This window comes from Kitasatospora sp. NPDC048545 (assembly GCF_040651155.1).
GTDB lineage: Bacteria > Actinomycetota > Actinomycetes > Streptomycetales > Streptomycetaceae > Kitasatospora.
On sequence record NZ_JBEZIQ010000043.1, the window covers coordinates 50,245 to 68,195 of the forward strand.

Sequence of the window (17,951 nt, forward strand, 5' to 3'; positions counted from 1 at the left end):
CGCCGGCCACCACCCGTCGGCGACCTGCACAGAAAATCGACCAGGCCGACTTCCCGCGCGCACCGGGCATGCACACATCAAATCACCATGCGCGAATATCGCTCAGAATTGCATGAGCACGACAAATTTGCCCAACGTCGGGAACCCGATCCCGCCGATCCCTCACACGGCACGCCACCGCCAGGGGCACACCGGCACGCCAGGGCCGACCTGTGGGTCGCACGGGAGGTCGGCCGGGTCGACTTCCCGCGCAGTCCGCCGCAGCTCACCGGCCGGGAGGACCGCCGACCGTCGCCTCCCACCCCAGGGCGTCGACATGATCGGCCCCTCCCGCACCGGCAGGCAGCCCGGATCGCTCTACGCGCATGGAAACAGAAATGGAATCGCGCACGCGAGAAGTCGGGCAGGCCGACTTCCCACGCAATGCGCCGAACAGCGGCACACCGAGCCGGCCGACGACCGGGCGCATCCGACAAGCCGGCCGGGCCGACTCCGCAGGCGCGAAGAATGGTACGGAAACCAGTGCCGAATACGTCGGCCCTCCGCACCGGAAGAAATATCCGATCCCTCTCCCGGCATTCCTGCCGGAATCCTCGATGACGCGAGAAAGACGGGTCGCGAGGCTGCTGCGGGAATTCCGCATCCCCGAATCCGGCGCATTCGGGACGCGGCCACCCGATTCCCGGTCGCACGTCGGGCCCGCGTTCGCCGGCGAAGACACCAGGACCTCCCCGGCTCGCGGCGAGGCCCCGGTCGGGGCGCCGTGACGGAGAGGTCCTGGTGGCGAGGTCCTGACAGGGAACTCCTGGCAGGGAACTCCGGGCGGGGAGGTCCCGCCTGCGAGGTCCTGGTGTCTTCGCCGGCGGTCGGAAGCCGCGCCGGCGGGTCAGCCGATCAGGGTGGCCAGTGCGCTGCCCTGCGGGTAGAGGGCCGCCGCCGCGGGCAGTGTGGCGGTGGCACCGGCGTGGAGCACGGTGAGCGTGCCGTTACCCGTCCGGGTGAGGTCGCCGACCCTGCGGAGGGCCTGGGCGGCGACGGCGTCGGCGGAGCCGAACAGGGTGAGCGCCGCAGAGGCGGTCGGGGCAACGGCGGCACGGATGCGGTCGTCGACGAGTTCGTAGTGGGTGCAGCCGAGTACCAGGACGTCGGTGCCGGCCGGCGTACGGGCGGCCGCGTCCGCGATGGCGGCCGTGATGGCGTCGTCGTCGCCGTGCTCGACGGCGTCCGCGAGGCCCGGGCAGGCGACCTCCGTGATGTCGGCCGTTCCGCCGAAGTCGCGGATCAGCCCGCGCTGGTAGGCGCTCCCGGTGGTGGCCGGGGTGGCCCAGATGGCGACCCGGCCACCCAGCGCGGCGGCGGGCTTGATGGCAGGGACGGTGCCGATCACCGGCAGCCCGGGCTCCAGCTCGGCGCGCAGGGCGGCGAGCGCGTGGACCGACGCCGTGTTGCAGGCGACCACCAGCACGTCGGGTTCCAGCGCGGCGGCGGCCCGGCAGCAGCCGAGGGCCAGCTCGGTCACCTCGTCGGGTGTGCGCGGCCCCCAGGGCATCGAGGCCGGGTTCGAGGAGAGCACCAGGTCCGCGTCCGGGCGCAGCTTCCGTAGGGCGGCGGCGGCGGCCAGCAGGCCGATTCCGGAGTCCATCAGTGCGATCTTCACGGGTCAAGACTTTAGTCGATCCGTCCGTCCCGCCCTGTTCTGCGGCAGACTGCCGGGGTGACCGTCCTGCTGTGGATCGCCGCGTCCTCCCTGCTGGTCTGGCTCTGGCTGGCGTGCTGCCACGGCATGTTCTGGCGGACCGACGTCCGGTTGCCGCCGCGCCGCCCGTCGGCGCGCTGGCCGGAGGCGGTGATCGTGGTGCCGGCCCGGGACGAGGCGGCGGTGCTGCCGGTGAGCCTGCCGACACTGCTGGCGCAGAAGTACCCGGGGCGGGCGCGGGTGATCCTGGTGGATGACCACAGCTCGGACGGCACCGGCCCGGTGGCGGCGGAGCTGCGGACGATCGAAGGGCTGGAGCTGACCGTCACCACCCCTCCCCCGCTGCCGCCGGGCTGGACGGGCAAGCTGTGGGCGCTGCGGCACGGGGTCGAGCTGGCCGGTCCGGACGTCGAGTACCTGCTGCTGACGGACGCGGACATCGCGCACGGCCCGGACTCGCTCGCCGAGCTGGTGGCGTCGGCCGAGGGCAACGGCCTGGACCTGGTGTCGCAGATGGCCCGGCTGCGGGTGGAGACCGGCTGGGAGCGCCTGATCGTGCCGGCCTTCGTGTACTTCTTCGCCCAGCTGTACCCGTTCCGCCGCAGCAACCGTCCGGGGGCGCGTACGGCGGCCGCGGCGGGCGGCTGCTCGCTGGTGCGGCGCGAGGCGCTGGAGCGGGCCGGCGGGGTCGCGGCGATCCGGGGCGCCGTAATCGACGACGTGTCGCTGGCCCGGGCGGTGAAGGCCACCGGCGGCCGGACCTGGCTGGGCCTCGCCGACGACGTGGACAGCGTCCGCCCGTACCCGCGGCTGGGGCAGCTGTGGCGGATGGTGTCGCGCAGCGCGTACGCCCAGCTGCGGTACTCGCCGCTGCTGCTGCTCGGGACGGTGCTGGGGCTGGGGCTGGTGTACCTGGTGCCGCCGGTGGCGACGGTGGCCGGGCTGGTGGCGGGGGCCCCGGCGGTGGCTGCCGCGGGCGGGGCGGCGTGGGCGCTGATGGCGGGCACGTACCTGCCGATGGTCCGGTACTACGGGCAGCCGGCCCCGACCGTGCTGCTGCTGCCGTTCACGGCCGGGCTGTACCTGGGGATGACGGTCGACTCGGCGGTGCAGCACTGGCGCGGCCGGGGGGCGGCGTGGAAGGGCCGGACCTACTCGCGGGCGTGACCCCCGCACACGCCCGCGAGCAGGCCCCGTCTCCCCCGCGGACCGGGGGAATTCTCCGGCGCGGCTCGCCGATCGGCTCCATACTGCTCGGATGGACCGTCAGCAGATCTCCCGCCTCGCCCATGCCCACCACCCGATCGCGGCACCGCTGGCGGACGAGTCGGTGACCCGACTGCTGGAGCGCGCGACGGCCGGGCGGGAGGACGGCCGGGCGCTGGACCTCGGCTGCGGTGAGGGTGCCTGGCTGGTCCGTGCGCTGGCCGCGCGCCCGCGCTGGCACGCCGTGGGGGTGGACCTGGACGCCCGGGCCCTGACCCGCGCCCGGGAGACCGCGACCGCCCTCGGCGTCGAGCGCCGGATCGGCCTGCACCACTTGGACGCGCGGGAGTTCACCGCCAAGGAACCCTTCGACCTGGTGCTGTGCGTCGGCTCCACCCACGCCTTCGGCGGGTTGCTGCCGACGCTCGCGGCGGCGCGCGAACTCCTCGCCCCGGGCGGCCGGCTGCTGGTCGGGGAGGCGTTCTGGCAGCGCGAGCCGTCCCGGGCCGTGCTGGACGGGCTGGGTTCGACCCCGGACGAGTTCGGCGATCTGGCGACGACCACCGGCCTGGTCCTCGCGGACGGCTGGACGCCGGTGTCCGGGCACGTCAGCACGGAACGGGAGTGGGACGACTACGAGTTCGCCTGGACGGGCTCGCTCGCCGAGTGGGCACTGGACCACCCGGACCACCCTGATGCGGCGGCTGCCCGGGAGGCCGCGGACCGGCACCGCACGGAGTGGCTGCACGGCTACCGGGGGACGCTCGGTTTCGTCACGTACCTGCTGCGCCGCGACTGAGCCCGCCCCCGGGACGGGCGCTCCGGCCGGGCCACTACTTCTGCGTGCGGGCGAGGAAGTCGTCGATCAGCGGGGCCATTTCGGGCAGTTTCTCCTCCAGCGCGAAGTGTCCGGTGTCGAACACGTGCAGTTCGGCTCCGGGCAGGTCGCGCAGGTAGGCGCGGGCGCCGGCCTCGGTGAAGAAGGGGTCGTTGCGCCCCCAGAGGATCAGCGCGGGCGGCTGGTGGGCGCGCATCCAGGCCTGCCAGGCGGGGTAGAGCTCGACGTTGGAGAAGTAGTCAAGGGCCAGTTCGACCTGGATGTCCTTGCGGCCAGGGAGGTCGAGGAAGTGCTGGTCGAGGGTCCAGCCGTCGGGAGCGACCAGGCTCGGGTCGCCGGTGCCGCCCTCGTACTGGCTGCGGGTGATCTCCGCCGTGAGGATCGAGCGGGCGGCCTCCCCGGCGCCCGGGACGCCGCGCCGGTTGGCGATGAACTCCCTTGCCTGGGCGGAGAGTCCCTCCTCGTAGGCGTTGCCGTTCTGGACCACCAGGCCGGTGACCCACTCCGGCCGGCGGGTGGCCAGGCGCAGGCCGACCGGCGCGCCGAAGTCGAAGACGTACAGCGCGAAGCGGTCCAGGCCGAGGGCGAGGCAGAAGCCGTCGACCACGTCGGCGAGGGTGTCGAAGCGGTACGCGAAGGCGTCGGGTGCGGGGCTGTCGCTGTGACCGAAGCCCGGGTAGTCGGGGGCTATCAGACGGTAGCGGGTGCCGAGCGCGTCGAGCAGCCGGGCGTACTGGTGGGAGGCGGACGGGAATCCGTGCAGCAGCAGGAGGACGGGGGCGTCGGCCGGTCCGGTCTCGCGGTAGAAGATGCGCAGCCCGTCGACGTCGACGTGGCGGTGGTGGACGTGCGGGATCATCAGCTCGCTCATGCTAACCATTAAACCGCATTGAGGCGGTTAGGCAAGCCCGTGAGTGAAGCCCACGGGCCCGAGTGCACAGGCGAGCTGATCGATCGTCACCGACTGCGTCGCCGAATGCGACACCGAATGCGTCACCGGAGTCGTCACCGGACGCGCCACCGGACGCGCCGCCGGACGCGCCACCGGACGCGCCGCCGGACGCGTCGCCGGACGCGTCGCCGGATCCGCGGGGCTCAGCCCTGCTTCGCCTGCTCCTGCTGCACCAGTTGGTCGAGCACCCCGGGCATCCGATCGACGCCGCCGGCCTTCGTCGGCGAAGTCCGGTACTCCCCCTGGACGATGACCGTCGGCAGCTCGTCGATGCGGTAACGGACGAACGCGGCCGCGGCGTCGTCGACCGACCGGCGCACCTCGGCGGACCGGTAGGCCTCGCGGAACTGCTGGGCGTCGACACCGTGGTGGACCGCCCAGTCGGTCGCGGAGGCCTCGGTGGCGAGGCCGGCGTGGTCGTTGTGGACGGCGCGGAAGACACCGACCTGCAGGCGCTCGACCAGGCCGAGGCGCTCCAGCGTGTAGTACATCCGCGCGTGGCCGCGCTGGACCTCCTCCTCGGGGCTGCCCGGCCAGATCGCCGGGACGCGGCGCAGCGCGACGTCCGAGCGGTGCTTCTCGGCCCAGGTCTGCAGGGGCTGTTCGAGCGCCTGGGAGTGGCTGCAGTCGTACCAGAAGAACTCCACCGCCTCGGTCCGGGCACTCTCGCGCACCGGTTGGGGCTGGTCGAGCCTGACGAACTGGGGACCTTCGGAGGGGGTTTGGTGGATCGCCGCACCGGCCTGGACCGGGGACGCGGCGATCCCGGCGGCGACGGCGAGCAGGACGGTGGACCGCAGCAGCGACTTCGAGTTCACACCGGAAGTCTGCTGGTGACGGGCTCGCTACCGACGAGTCGGTGCGCGACGACAAGTCGGGATTCGCCCGAACGGCGCAGCCATGCAACGGCGCAGCGGCACAGCGACACAGCGGCACCGGACGCGTCGCCTTGTCCCGCGTCAGTCGGCCGGCGCCTCGCCCGCCGTCCACACCTCGGCCACCAGTCGCTGCCAGGCATCCACCACCGCGCCCAGTTCGAAGTGCTCCAGCGCGTGCGCCCGGGCCGCCGCACCGAGGCCGGCCCGGTTGACCGCCAGCACCTTGCCCAGCGCCTCGGCGAGGGCGAGCGGGTCCCCGGGGGCGACGAGCGCGCCGGTGGCACCGTCCCGGACGACCTCGCGCACCCAGCCGACGTCGGTCGCGACGGCGGGGACGCCGGCCAGCGCCGCCTCGATCAGCGCGCCAGGCACGCCCTCACTGTCGCTGGTGAGCAGCAGCGCGTCGGCGGCGCGGTAGAGCGGTGCCGGGTCGGGCAGGGGGCCGAGGAAGTGGGCGCGGGCGGCGGCCGGGTGGCGGGCCAGTGTCTCGCGCAGCGGGCCGTCCCCGGCGACGGCGAGCCGGACGTCGGGCAGGCGGTCGAGCACGTCGAGGGCGAGGTCGAGCCGCTTCTCGGGCGCTATGGCGCCGATCCAGGCCACCAGCAGGACGTCCGCCGGAAGACCCAGGGCATGCCGGGCGGCGCGCCGGTCGTCCCGGCCGTCGGCGGGCGGATAACTCTCGGCAGCACGGGAGTTGGGGATCACGTGCACCTTGCCCTCGGGCAGCGTGAACTGCTCCTCCAGGACGGCCCGCGCCTCGTCGGTGAGCGTGGTGACGGCGGCTGCGCGGTGCATCAGCGCGCCACCACGCACCCGGCGCAGCCGGTTGGCGGTCCAGTAGCGGGGGTGGCCGACGGAGACGTAGACGAACGGGGTCCGGGTGCCGGCCAGGGCGAGGGCGCAGGCGGCCAGGGTGTCGGAGCCGTGGGCGAGAACCACGTCGGCGGCGCGCGCGGCGGAGCGCAGGGCCCGCAGGGTGCTCGGGCGCAGCCGGCCCGGACCGAGGACGACGGCGGTGCGCAGGCCGGAGGCTCCGGCGCAGTCCCCCGGGTCGGTCTCCGCGTCGCCGGGGCGGACGGCCGGGTGCGGGGCGAGGGCGCACAGCGCGGAGGACTGGCCCCGGCGGCCCAGTTCCCGGTGGAGGTCACGGGCGAAGTTCTGGGCGCCGCCGCGGCGTGGATCACTGATCAGGTGCAGGACGCGCGGTCGGGTTCCGGCCGGATCGGCCGACATATGGTCGGGCATGGACCGACCTTGGCACAGTGCTCCGCCGGGGACAGCCCCTTCGCGCAACCTGATGGTGGCCCATCTGCCCGCGCTTGTACACCCGGTGTGCGCCAGAGAGCCGCCGTCGTGCGCCGGTTGCGACCGCCGTGCGCCCCGTCTCGCCCCGGGCTGCGCTCCGGTTCGCCACCGTCGCGCCGGGCCGGGGCGCCGCACGTCGGTGCCGGCCGGCTTCGTGCGGCGCCGTTTCGTGCCGTCCGGTGCTGTGCCGTCCGATGCCGCGCCGCGCCGCCCCGCGCCGGGGAACGACCCGCGCCGCGCCGCCCCGGGCCGGGGAACGACCCGGGCCGGGCCGGGGGCGGCCACCGGGCCAAGTACCGGTCTACACGCTCCGGTTACCCGCGCCTCCGGAGCCCGACAAGGCGGTACGCGGAGCGCCCGCGCCCCGCCCGGCCCGTCATCGCCGGGCCCCACGGCGGTTACGCGGATCGGGTGAACGCGGTTGGACCTCGGGCCGGACCGCTCGGCAGGATGTCCGGCCGGGGCGCCGCCGCGTGCCCCATCTCCCCCTCCCTGTACGGATTTGGAGTCGCCCGGTGTTCAAGGGATTCCGCAGCTTCCTGCTGCGCGGAAACGTGGTGGACCTCGCGGTCGGCATCGTGATCGGCGCCGCCTTCACCGCCGTCGTCACCGGGTTCGTCAGCGCCTTCCTCACCCCGCTGGTCGGCGTCGCGTCCGGCGCTGTCGGCGACTTCACGCAGAAGACCTTCGAGGTGGCCGGCGCCCGGTTCCCGTACGGCCTCTTCGTCAACGCGGTGATCGGCTTCGTACTGACCGCCGCGGTCATCTACTTCGCCGTGGTGGTGCCGGTCGGCAAGCTGCAGTCGCGCTTCGAATCGGCCAAGCCCGCGCCCGCTGCGAAGGCGGACTGCCCGGAGTGCCTGAGCTCGATCCCGGCCGCCGCGACCCGCTGCTCCTTCTGTACCTCGGAGATCACCAAGCCGGGCCTGCCCGCGCAGAACCAGGCGCTGCAGTCGCACTGACCTGCACATCCGGAGCCGCGACCACCGATCGGGGCTCGTGACCGGCGACCCGGGCTCGTGACCGGCAACCCGGGGCAGTGCCCGGCGACCAGCACCCGGCGACCGACGGCACCGAAGCAGCCGGTCAGCGCACTGACGGGATCTTTATGCCCGAAACATTCACGAGCCCCCGCCACCCCCTCGGCGGGGGCTCGAATGCGCCAGCGCACGCCCCATCCGCAAAAGTTTCTCCGCAGGGCCCCCGGCCGTCCACCGGCCGGTCACCACAAGGCCGACCGACGGCACCGTCCGGTCACTGTTCGATCACTGACGGGGTGCCAAGGTTGTCCTGAATCGATCTCCGCTATGTCCGTTCTTCCTACTTTCGATACCTTTGTGCGAGCGAAGACTGTGTAAACACTCGAACTGCTCCCCCTCCCGCTCTCCTCAGCAGGCGCATTGTGGGCTTACCGTATGCCCCATGACCTCGCCCCGCTCCTACGACGGAGTCGGCTACCCCTCTCCGTCCTTCTCCTCCGGCACGCCGATTTACGACAGCCTCGTGGCTGAGCGCGGCGTCCCCCAGATCGCACCCATCAACGTGCCGGCCGCCCTCCCTCCGGCACTGTCCACCGGCTACGGATCCGGCCTCGGCCAGTCCTACGAGAACCGGTACGGCAACGGGTACGACACCCCCGGCAGCAACCTCCCCGCGCTGCCGCCCGCCCGCCTCGCCCTGGGCCCCGGCCCGAGCAGCGGCCCCTCCGCCGGCCCCGCCACGGCGTACATCCCCGCGCAGCCCGCGCCGGCGTACGCCTCCCCCCAGCCCGCGCTCCCCGGCTACGGCACCCCCCAGCCGTACCAGCGACCGCAGCCCGGCACGCCGGCCTTCACCCAGACCGCCAGCGGCGGCTACCAGCCGACCGGCGGCCAGAGCTTCGGCGGCCAGAACACCTTCATCGGCGGCCAGGGCGGCCAGCAGTCGTTCGGCGCGCAGCCGGCCGGCGGCCCGGCCGGTTTCGGCCAGGCCCAGCCCGGCGGTCCGCAGTCGTTCGGCGGTCCGCAGTCCTTCGGCGGCCCGTCCGCCGGCGGCCCCGGCTTCCAGGGCCAGGGCGGTGACCAGTCCTTCGGCGGCGCCCAGTTGCGCCCCGCCATGGCGCCGGCCGCGCCCGTCCGCCCGATGCAGCCGCAGCGCCCGGGCCCGTACGGCGACCCCGGTCAGTTCCAGGGCAGCGGTGGCTACCAGTCCCAGGGCCAGGGCTACTGAGCCACTGACACCCGAGGCCGTCCCCCACACGGCCCGCACCCGCACCACCTGAGCACCACCCGGCGACCCCTGAGCGCCGGGCGAACGGAGAAACGGGTCATCCACGGACCGCCCGGAACGCCCCCCACGGCGTCCCGGGCGGTCCGTGCGCATACGGGGGCCCTGCGTCCGGCCGGAAACCTACTGGCAGGATGGGGGAATGCAGCTCACCGGACTCCACGTGTACCCCGTCAAGTCCATGTACCGCCTGAGCCCGGACAGCGCCGACGTCCATCCCTGGGGCCTGGCCGGAGACCGCCGCTGGATGCTCGCCGACGCGACCGGACGCTTCGTCAGCCAGCGGGAGGACGCCGCCCTCGGACAGATCCGGCCCGCCCTCCGGCCCGACGGCTCGCTCACGCTGACCGCCCCCGACGGCTCCCGGATCGAGGTCCCCGCCCCCGCCGTCGCAGCTGGCGACCCGCTCGCCGACGTCGAGGTCTGGGGCACCCGCTTCCGCGCCGCCGAAGCCCCCAAGGAAGCACACGAGTGGATCGCCGAACACCTCGGCGACTACCGCCTGGTGCACCTCGACGACCCGCGCGCCCGGCCCGTCGACCCCGAGTACGGCACGCCCGGCGACACCGTCTCGATGGCCGACGGCTTCCCCCTGCTGCTCACCACCACCGCCTCGCTGGACCGGCTCAACGAACTGATCGCCACCGAGCACCCCGAGGAGGACGGGCCCCTGCCGATGGAGCGCTTCCGCCCCAACGCGGTGGTCACCGGCACCGAGCCCTGGGCCGAGGACGGCTGGCGCCGGGTCCGGATCGGCGGGCTCACCTTCAAGGTCGTCAAGCCCTGCGGCCGCTGCGTCATCACCACCACCGACCAGGAGACCGGCGAGCGCCGCGGCAAGGAACCCCTGCGCACCCTGGCCCGGCACCACCGGCTGCTGCGCAAGGCCGCCTTCGGGCAGAACCTGATCCCCGAGCGGCCGTCCGGCGTCGAGGGCGACGTGCTCGGCACGCTGCGCCTCGGCGACGAGGTCGAGGTGCTGGAGGACGGGGCGCACTGGCCGGCCGACGGGCGCTGAGCGCGGGCCGCACCCTGCGGGGGGCGCGGTCGCGCGAGACCGGCTCCGCTGCGGAGCGGCCCCGGCGCGACCGCCGTCCCTGCGCCACGGCCGTCGCCCTCACGTGACGACCGCCGGGGCGACGGCCACCGGGTTCGACGGCCGCCCGGTGTGACGGCCAGTCGTGCGCGGCCGGCACCGCACGGAACCACCACTGTGCGCGCTCGTTGAAACAAGTGGTCGGAACCTGTGGCGGCGGTGGGCCCTACCGGTGTCCGCGCGACAACGGGCGGCCGGACCACCCATGTGAGCGCGCTACGGTGGGCGGACGGCCCGCGCACCCCCGCGCGTTCGGCCCGTTGCACGCCGGCTCGACGAAGGTGGGGACGACAGACCGTCATGGCTGAGCACAGGGTCCGGGTCACCCAGGACAGCGCATCCCGCTGGCGTCGCCGCGCAGGCGACTACGACACGCTCGCGGAAGCCCTCGCGGCCGCCGAACCGGGCGACACCGTGACCGTCCGGCCGGGCACCTTCCGGGAGAACGTGCTACTGGACAAGCCGGTGACGATCGTCCCGGCCCAGGGGCCGGGCACCGTACGGATCGATCCGCCCTCCGGGGTCGCACTGACCGTCACCGCCGCGGCGACCGTCCGCGACCTGGTCGTCGAGGGCGGCGACAGCTCCACCCCGGCCGTCCTGGTCACCGGCGCAGAGGCAACGCCCTCGTTCAGCGGCTGCCGGATCGAGACCCGCTCCGCCACCGGCATCGAGATCGCCGGCGGCGCCCGGCCGACGCTGCGCGGCTGCGTCGTCGCCAACCCCGGCGGGCTCGGCCTCCGGCTGCGCGGCGAGGGCACCGCAGCCGCCTTCGAGGACTGCGAGGTCGCCGCCGCCGGCCAGGCCGGGCTCGCCGTCCTCGGCGGAGCGACCGCCGCCCTGGACCGCTGCCGCGTCCACCACACCTCCGGCGCCGGCGTGCTGCTCTCCGATCCCGGCAGCGCGGCCGAACTGACCGGCTGCGAGATCTACGAGATCCGCGGCAGCGGCGTCCAGGCCGATTCGCAGGCGGGCGGGCGACTGGTCGACTGCGAGATCCACCGCGTCACCGGCAACGGACTGACCCTGGACGGCGAGGCCGAACTCGTCCTGACCGGCTGCCGGGTGCACGACCTGCCGGAGAACGGCGCCGACCTGCGCGGACGCTCCCGGCTCAGCCTCTCGCACAGCACCATCCGGGACTTCGGGCGCGGCGCGCTGTCCGTCTGGGACCAGGGCACCGAGGCCATCGCCGAAGCCTGCCAGATCCACGGATCCAGCGGCGAGTACCCGGCGTTGTGGGTCAGCGACGGCGCCCGGCTCACCCTCACCGACTGCTCGCTGCACGACCTGCCGGACGCCCTGTTCGTCCTCGACCGCGACTCCGCCGCCACCGCCGAAGGCTGCTCGTTCAGCCGGATCCGCAGTTCGGCGGTCTCGGTCAGCGGCGGGGCCACCGTCTCCCTGGCCGCCTGCCGGGTCCAGGAGGCGGGCACCGGGCTCTGGTTCCGTGACCACGGCAGCGGCGGACTGCTCACCGACTGCGAGATCTCCGACGTGGCCACCGGGGTGATCGTCACCAAGGGCGCCGACCCGGTGCTGCGCGACTGCAGCGTGCGGGCCAGCACGGACGCCGGGGTGTACGTCTCGGCGCAGGGACGCGGCACCTTCGAGGACTGCCGGGTCTCGCACGGCAAGGGCTTCGGCTTCCACATCATCGACGGCTGCCGCACACAGCTCACCCGGTGCCGGGCGGAGCAGAACGAGCGCGCCGGGTTCGAGTTCTCCGAGCCCGGGCCGGTCGCGGAGGGCTGCACCTCGGACGACGTCCGTGCGGCGGGACCCCCACCGGGATCCGGGCGCAGATCGGGCCTGGGGCCGGGGTCGGGGTCGGGGCCCGGAGCGGGATCCGGACCGGGCTCGGGGCTGGGCTCCGCACCCGGGTCAGGGCTGGGGACGCCGTTCGGGGGTGCGGACGTACCGTCACCCCGTGCGTCACAACTACTCGCCGCCGCACCGGCCTTGGCACCCTCCGCAACCGCCTCGGCGGCGATCGCCCCGATCCCGGACTGCCGACCCGCCGACGAAGCGCTCGCCGAACTGGACTCCCTGGTCGGACTGGCCACGGTGAAGCAGGAGGTGCGCACCCTGATCGATCTGATCTCGGTCGGCCGGCGCCGCCGCCAAGCCGGGCTCAAGGCACCCTCGCTCCGCCGGCACCTGGTCTTCACCGGCGCCCCCGGCACCGGCAAGACCACCGTCGCCCGGCTCTACGGCGAGATCCTCGCCTCGCTCGGGGTGCTCCAGCGCGGGCACCTGGTCGAGGTGGCGCGGGTGGACCTGGTCGGCGAACACATCGGCTCCACCGCGATCCGCACCGCCGCCGCCTTCGACCGGGCGCGCGGTGGCGTGCTGTTCATCGACGAGGCGTACGCGCTCGCCCCCGAGGACGGGGCACGGGACTTCGGACGCGAGGCGATCGACACCCTGGTCAAGCTCATGGAGGACCACCGGGACGAGGTCGTCGTCATCGTGGCGGGCTACACCGCCGAGATGGAGCGCTTCCTGTCCGCCAACCCCGGTGTCTCGTCACGCTTCTCACGCACCATCAGCTTCCCCGACTACACGGCGGACGAGCTGCTGGAGATCGCCCGGGCCCAGTGCGCGGAGCACGAGTACGCACTGTCCGAGGAGGCGGAGCAGGCGCTGCTGGGCCACTTCGGACGGCTGGATCGCGGCCCCAACTTCGGCAACGGGCGCACCGCGCGGCAGGTCTTCGAGACCATGGTCGAGCGGCACGCCGTACGCATCGCCCACCTGACCGACCCGTCCACCGAGGAGCTCCAACTGCTCGTCCCGGCCGACCTGCCGGGCGCGCCACTGCCGTAGCCCGGTCATGGTCCGCGCTGCGGTCGCGGTGTCACGGCCCGTGCCGCGGTCGCGGTGTCACGGCCGGGAACTCGCCTGCCGTACCGGGCCGTTGAGGCGGACATGGGCATGCTTCTGACGGGCGCGGCGGGCGGGTTGCTGCTGCCGGCCGGGCTGGTGGTGCTGTTCTTCCTGGGCGCAGTCGCACGGCGGCTTCGCGCCCGCCCGACATCGGCTCCGGCCGGTGGCCGCGGTGCGGGGGCGACCGCGACGGAGGAGCTGCACGCGCTGCTCTACCCGAGCAAGCGGGTACAGCTGGAGCAGCGACGGGTCGAGCTGGTGCTGCGGGACGACGAGCACGGCGGCGCGCCGAAGCGCACCGGGATCGACCTCGCGGGCGGCCGGGCGGTGGTCCGGCGACAGTCGGGCGCCGGGTGACAGCGTCGGGCGCCGGGCCGCCGACGGCGAACATGCGACAGCCAACAGATGACAGATGACAGATGACAGAGTCTGAAATCTGTCAGCTGTCAGCTGTTCGCCGCCATCCGCTATCCGTTCGCGGTCCCTGACGAGGGTGACCATCACGTCGCAGAGCGCAGGGTTGGCGAGCCCGAAGGCCAAGTACTCCCGAGCCACCGCCACCACCGGCCGCGCCCCGATGGCCGACACGCCGACCGTGCGCGTCGACCGTCGGCATCAGCCGCGTCGGCACCGGCCAGGCCGACACAGCCACCCGGTCGTGCCAAAGATCGCCGCGGCCGACGACGCCGTCACCGTGCCGCCCGTAGGCCTGTGCGACCGCTCGACCGGTCGACCGGTCGAGACGCCGGCGACCGATGCGTCAGCCCACCCAGGAGCCGCCGGCGAGGAAGGACTCCAGCGCGGCCCGGTAGGGCGCGATGTCGATCCGCTCACCGGCCAGCCAGTCGTCCGAGTAGTACTTGTCCAGGTAGCGGTCCCCCGGGTCGCAGATCAGGCCGACCACGCTGCCGGTCCGTCCGGCAGCACGCATCTCGGCGACGATCCGCATCGCGCTCCACAGGCCCGTCCCGGTGGAGGCGCCGGCCTTCTTGCCCAGGACCTGCTCCAGCACCCGCACGGCGGCGATCGACGCCGCGTCCGGGACCTTCATCATCCGGTCGACCGCCCCCGGAACGAAGCTCGGCTCCATCCGGGGCCGCCCGATGCCCTCGATCCGCGAACCGCTCCCGCAGACGGCGTCCGGGTCGTGGCGCACCCAGCCCTCGAAGAAGCAGGAGTTCTCCGGGTCCGCCACGCAGATCCGGGTGTCGTACTGCATGTAGTGCACGTAGCGGGCGATGGTCGCCGAGGTGCCGCCGGTACCGGCCGTGGCGACGATCCAGGCCGGCTCGGGGTGCGGCTCCAGGCGCAGCTGGGCGAAGACCGATTCGGCGATGTTGTTGTTGCCGCGCCAGTCGGTGGCCCGCTCGGCGTAGGTGAACTGGTCCATGTAGTGCCCGCCGGTCTCCTCGGCGAGCCGGGCGGACGCCTCGTACACCTCGTCGGAGCGCTCGACCAGGTGGCACTCGCCGCCGTGGAACTGGATCAGGTCGATCTTGGCCTGGCTGGTGCTCTTGGCCATGACCGCGATGAACGGCACGCCGATGAGCTGGGCGAAGTAGGCCTCGGAGACGGCGGTGGAGCCGCTGGAGGCCTCGATCACCGGCTTTCCGGGGCGGATCCAGCCGTTGCAGAGCCCGTAGAGGAAGAGCGAGCGGGCCAGTCGGTGCTTGAGGGAGCCGGTCGGGTGGGTTGACTCGTCCTTGAGGTAGAGGTCGATCCCCCACTCGGCCGGCAGCGGGAAGCGCAGCAGGTGGGTGTCGGCGGAGCGGTTGGCGTCGGCCTGGACCTTGCGCACCGCCTCCTTGAGCCAGACCCGGTAGTCCTGGTCGGAGCGGTCGACGTCGATGGTCGGCTCGATACCGGACCGCGTCTCGCGCTCGATGCCGCGCTCGGCGTCGGACTGGGTGCTCATGATGACTTCTCCCTCGTGGTGGCCCCCCACTGCTCACTACGAGTGTATGACTGTCACGATAAGTAACCGTTTTCGAAGGCCCAGCTTCCGCTTATCGTCTTCGGCATGGGCCGGGCCGGGGCCCAAGGGCCACAACCCCACCCTGGAACCACAGCCCGGAACCACGGCCCGGCCGCCACGGCCCCGCCCCGCCACGGACCACGCCGCGCCGCGCGCCCTAGCCGACCTGGACGGGCACCGACTGCGGATCCAGCAGGTACGGCCCCCAGCCCAGTTCGGCCGCGCCCGCGAGCGCACCGTGCGCCAGCTCCGCGCCCACGATCGGCACCCGCCCGCTTCGCCCCCACAGACTGCGCTCCGCGACCACCATGCGCAGCCGCTCGGGCGCGGCCTCCAGCAGGTCGAGGTGCAGGCCGCTGAGGACCACCCGGTCGGGGTTGAGGATGTTGGCGACGCCCGCCAGCCCGAGCCCGAGCCGGTCGATGACGTGCTCGACCGCCGCGCGCGCCCGGTCGTCGGTAGCGGCCGCCCGGCACAGCTCGCGCGCCTGGTCGAGCAGCGGACGCCCCGCCTCGGGGGTGAGCCCGGCGGCGGCGAACAGCGCGTCGGGGTCGGTCTCCGAGTTGAGGCAGCCGCGGTTGCCGCACATGCAGGGACGGCCCTGCGGGTCGACGGTGAGGTGGCCGACCTCCAGGGCGAGGCCGGCGCTGCCCGTGTGCAGGTGGCCGTCGATCACCAGCGCCCCGCCGACGCCGCGGTGGCCGGAGGTGACGAAGAGCAGGTGGCGGGCGCCGCGGCCGGCGCCGTGCCGGTACTCGGCGAGCGCGGCGAGGTTGGCGTCGTTGGCGAGCGCGGTGGGCAGCGGGCGCAGCGCGTTCGGGCCGTGGTCGGCGCGGCCGACCTCGACGTCGTACAGGTCGGCGACCGGGGTGCCGCTGGGCCAGGCGAAGTGCAGCGCGGCGAGTGCGGTGCCGTCCGGTTCGGTGACGGGGTTGGGCAGCGCGAGCGCGGCGGCCAGGCAGCGGCGGTCGGTGGCGCGGGCGAGCTCGGCGCCCGCCTCGGCGACGGCGCGCAGCATCCGGACCGGGTCGGTGGCGGCGGGCAGCGGCAGGTGGACCGGCGGGTCGAGCAGCCCACCGAGACAGGCCAGGGTGACGCTCAGCCCGTCGGCATGGATCTGCCCGGCGACCACGACCGGGCCCTGCGGGTCGATCGCGAGCCGGTGCGAGGGGCGGCCGCGGCCGCCACCGGCCGGGCGCGAGTCGACGGTGATCAGCCCGAGCGCCTCCAGCTCGGCGGTGACCGCACCGGCGGTGGCCCGGGTGACGTCCAGCGCACGGGTGAGCGCCGAGCGGGTCGGCGTCTGGCCGGTGTGGATCAGCGAGAGGGCGGGGCCGAGCAGCGTCCGACCCCGGTCGGGGGCCGCGCGGCGCTGGCCGTCGCGCTGCACGTCGGGGGCGTTCCCGGTGCCGGGCCGCGGGCTTGATGGTGAGAGCTGCACGCCTCTATTGTTACTTTGTGCCGCTTCGAAACAAAATCCGCGCCCATCCCGCACCGAGCCGCCCCTCCACCCAGTCTCGCAGCACACCCCCGGTGACCGACAGCCCCTGGGGCCCCGCACGCATCGCGCTCACCGCGTTCTTCGCCGTCGACGGCTTCCTCTTCGCCGCCTGGGTCGTCCGCATCCCGGACGTCCGCAGCCAGGTCAGTGCGTCGCACAGCGCCCTCGGACTCGCCCTGCTCTGCCTGTCGATCGGGGCCGTCCTCACCATGCCGGCGGTCGGACGGCTCTGCCTGCGGTACGGCTCGCGCCCCGTCACCGTCGGCTCGCTCGCCCTGCTCAGCCTCGCCGTCCTGCTGCCCGCGCACACCCACTCGGTGGCCACGCTCGGCGCCGCGCTGCTGCTGTTCGGCGCCGGGTACGGCGGGGCCAACGTCGCGATGAACAGCGCCGCCGTCGACCTCGTCGCACAACTGCGACGGCCGGTCATGCCCAGCTTCCACGCCGGGTACAGCTTCGGCGGGCTCGTCGGTACGGGCGTCAGTGGACTGCTCGCAGGACCACTCAGCACCGCGTGGGCACTCGCGCTCAGCGGACTGCTCGGCCTGGCCGTCACCGTCGGCGCGGGCGTCGTGCTGCTGCGCAGCCCGGCGGCGCCCCTGATCGCGCCCGACCGGACGGGACGGGCGCACCACGGCGGGCCGGCGGACGGCAGTGCGGCGAACGGCGGGTCGACGGACAGCGGGGCCGCGGACAGCAGTGCGGCGAACGCCGGCACGACGAACGGGCAAGGCGGGCCCGCGGGCGGCGCACGGACCGGCAGCACGCGGACCAGCGGCTCGCGAGCGGGCCGTTCGCCGGCCCGTCTACTGGTGCTGCTGCTCGGCGTCACCGCGCTGTGCACCGCGTACGGCGAGGGCGCGATCGCCGACTGGACCACCCTGCACCTCACGGACGACGTCCACGCGAGCGCCTCGGTGGCGGCGACCGGCTACGGCGCGTACGCGTTCGCGATGGCGAGCGGGCGGGTCGGGGGCACCTGGCTGTCCATCCGGCTCGGGCAGACCCGGTTGATGCTGCTCGGCGGGCTGGTGGCCGCGGCCGGCATGCTGGTCGCCGCCCTCGCCCCGGTGGCGCCGCTGGCGATCAGCGGGTTCGTTCTGGTCGGCCTCGGCCTGGCCAACCTCTTTCCGCTCGCCATCGCCCGGGCCGGCGAGGCGGGCGGACCGCAGGGCGTCGCGCTCGCCTCGTCCCTCGGCTACGGCGGGATGCTGATCGGCCCGGTGGTGATCGGCTTCCTCGCCGACGCGGCCGGACTGCCGCTGGCCCTCACCACGGTCGCGGTCGCCGCGACGGCGGCGGCGCTGCTGCCGTTGTCGGTCGGGCGGCGGTTCAGGTGACGGGCGACAG

General features: G+C 74.0%; 13 protein-coding genes and 1 pseudogene. 8 read left to right on the forward strand and 6 right to left on the reverse strand.

Going from position 1 to position 17,951, the window contains the following annotated elements; all coding sequences use genetic code 11:
- Positions 1–886: 886 nt before the first annotated feature.
- Positions 887–1,657 carry an aspartate/glutamate racemase family protein gene (locus tag AB0D10_RS32500; RefSeq protein WP_360262547.1) on the reverse strand — a complete coding sequence of 257 codons (771 nt, stop codon included), beginning with the start codon at positions 1,655–1,657 and terminating at the stop codon, positions 887–889.
- A 57-nt stretch (positions 1,658–1,714) separates the two neighbouring features.
- Between AB0D10_RS32500 and AB0D10_RS32505 the strand changes: the two genes are divergently transcribed.
- Both AB0D10_RS32505 and AB0D10_RS32510 read left to right on the forward strand, forming a co-directional pair.
- A complete protein-coding gene (locus AB0D10_RS32505) occupies positions 1,715–2,863 on the forward strand; it encodes a glycosyltransferase (RefSeq protein WP_360262548.1) in 1,149 nt (382 codons plus the stop codon).
- Positions 2,864–2,954: 91 nt separating this feature from the next.
- Positions 2,955–3,701, forward strand: coding sequence for a class I SAM-dependent methyltransferase (locus AB0D10_RS32510; protein ID WP_360262549.1), 747 nt, complete (start codon positions 2,955–2,957; stop codon positions 3,699–3,701).
- Positions 3,702–3,735: 34 nt separating this feature from the next.
- Here the strand turns inward: AB0D10_RS32510 and AB0D10_RS32515 are convergent, their stop codons facing one another.
- The 3 genes from AB0D10_RS32515 to AB0D10_RS32525 all read right to left on the reverse strand — a co-directional run bounded on the left by AB0D10_RS32515 (position 3,736) and on the right by AB0D10_RS32525 (position 6,815).
- Positions 3,736–4,611, reverse strand: coding sequence for an alpha/beta hydrolase (locus tag AB0D10_RS32515; RefSeq protein ID WP_360262550.1), 876 nt, complete (start codon positions 4,609–4,611; stop codon positions 3,736–3,738).
- Between the two features lie 224 nt (positions 4,612–4,835).
- A complete protein-coding gene (locus AB0D10_RS32520; RefSeq protein WP_360262551.1) occupies positions 4,836–5,510 on the reverse strand; it encodes a thiol:disulfide interchange protein DsbA/DsbL in 675 nt (224 codons plus the stop codon).
- Between the two features lie 141 nt (positions 5,511–5,651).
- Positions 5,652–6,815, reverse strand: coding sequence for a glycosyltransferase family 4 protein (locus tag AB0D10_RS32525; protein WP_360262552.1), 1,164 nt, complete (start codon positions 6,813–6,815; stop codon positions 5,652–5,654).
- A 575-nt stretch (positions 6,816–7,390) separates the two neighbouring features.
- On the opposite strand from AB0D10_RS32525, the gene mscL reads away from it, so the two are divergent.
- The 5 genes and pseudogenes from mscL (at position 7,391) to AB0D10_RS32550 (ending at position 13,482) form a co-directional block, all read left to right on the forward strand.
- Positions 7,391–7,837 (forward strand): large conductance mechanosensitive channel protein MscL, encoded by a 447-nt coding sequence (gene mscL, locus AB0D10_RS32530; RefSeq protein ID WP_360262553.1) that lies wholly within the window; start codon positions 7,391–7,393, stop codon positions 7,835–7,837.
- A gap of 460 nt (positions 7,838–8,297) precedes the next feature.
- Positions 8,298–8,570 (forward strand): annotated as a pseudogene (locus tag AB0D10_RS32535) (DUF6643 family protein); the annotation flags it as partial.
- Positions 8,571–9,282: 712 nt separating this feature from the next.
- A complete protein-coding gene (locus tag AB0D10_RS32540) occupies positions 9,283–10,158 on the forward strand; it encodes an MOSC N-terminal beta barrel domain-containing protein (RefSeq protein ID WP_360262554.1) in 876 nt (291 codons plus the stop codon).
- 378 nt (positions 10,159–10,536) lie between these two features.
- Entirely contained in the window at positions 10,537–13,065 is a 2,529-nt protein-coding gene (locus AB0D10_RS32545) for a right-handed parallel beta-helix repeat-containing protein (RefSeq protein WP_360262555.1), read from the forward strand.
- A gap of 102 nt (positions 13,066–13,167) precedes the next feature.
- Positions 13,168–13,482 (forward strand): DUF6191 domain-containing protein, encoded by a 315-nt coding sequence (locus AB0D10_RS32550; RefSeq protein WP_360262556.1) that lies wholly within the window; start codon positions 13,168–13,170, stop codon positions 13,480–13,482.
- A 403-nt stretch (positions 13,483–13,885) separates the two neighbouring features.
- On the opposite strand, the gene AB0D10_RS32555 is transcribed toward AB0D10_RS32550, so the two are convergent.
- A complete protein-coding gene (locus AB0D10_RS32555) occupies positions 13,886–15,040 on the reverse strand; it encodes a PLP-dependent cysteine synthase family protein (RefSeq protein ID WP_360262557.1) in 1,155 nt (384 codons plus the stop codon).
- A gap of 217 nt (positions 15,041–15,257) precedes the next feature.
- On the reverse strand, positions 15,258–16,490 hold the full coding sequence (locus AB0D10_RS32560; RefSeq protein WP_360262583.1) for an ROK family protein: 1,233 nt from the start codon (positions 16,488–16,490) through the stop codon (positions 15,258–15,260).
- Positions 16,491–16,633: 143 nt separating this feature from the next.
- On the opposite strand from AB0D10_RS32560, the gene AB0D10_RS32565 reads away from it, so the two are divergent.
- Positions 16,634–17,941: an MFS transporter gene (locus AB0D10_RS32565; protein ID WP_360262558.1), complete on the forward strand. Its 1,308-nt coding sequence runs from the start codon at positions 16,634–16,636 to the stop codon at positions 17,939–17,941.
- Positions 17,942–17,951 lie beyond the last annotated feature (10 nt).

Coding starts and splice junctions, on each gene's coding strand:
- AB0D10_RS32510 (WP_360262549.1), top strand. CDS start 2,955: ATGGACCGTCAGCAGATCTCCCGCCTCGCCCATGCCCACCACCCGATC.
- AB0D10_RS32550 (WP_360262556.1), top strand. CDS start 13,168: ATGGGCATGCTTCTGACGGGCGCGGCGGGCGGGTTGCTGCTGCCGGCC.
- AB0D10_RS32540 (WP_360262554.1), top strand. CDS start 9,283: ATGCAGCTCACCGGACTCCACGTGTACCCCGTCAAGTCCATGTACCGC.
- AB0D10_RS32545 (WP_360262555.1), top strand. CDS start 10,537: ATGGCTGAGCACAGGGTCCGGGTCACCCAGGACAGCGCATCCCGCTGG.
- AB0D10_RS32555 (WP_360262557.1), bottom strand. CDS start 15,040: ATGAGCACCCAGTCCGACGCCGAGCGCGGCATCGAGCGCGAGACGCGG.
- AB0D10_RS32525 (WP_360262552.1), bottom strand. CDS start 6,815: ATGCCCGACCATATGTCGGCCGATCCGGCCGGAACCCGACCGCGCGTC.
- AB0D10_RS32515 (WP_360262550.1), bottom strand. CDS start 4,611: ATGAGCGAGCTGATGATCCCGCACGTCCACCACCGCCACGTCGACGTC.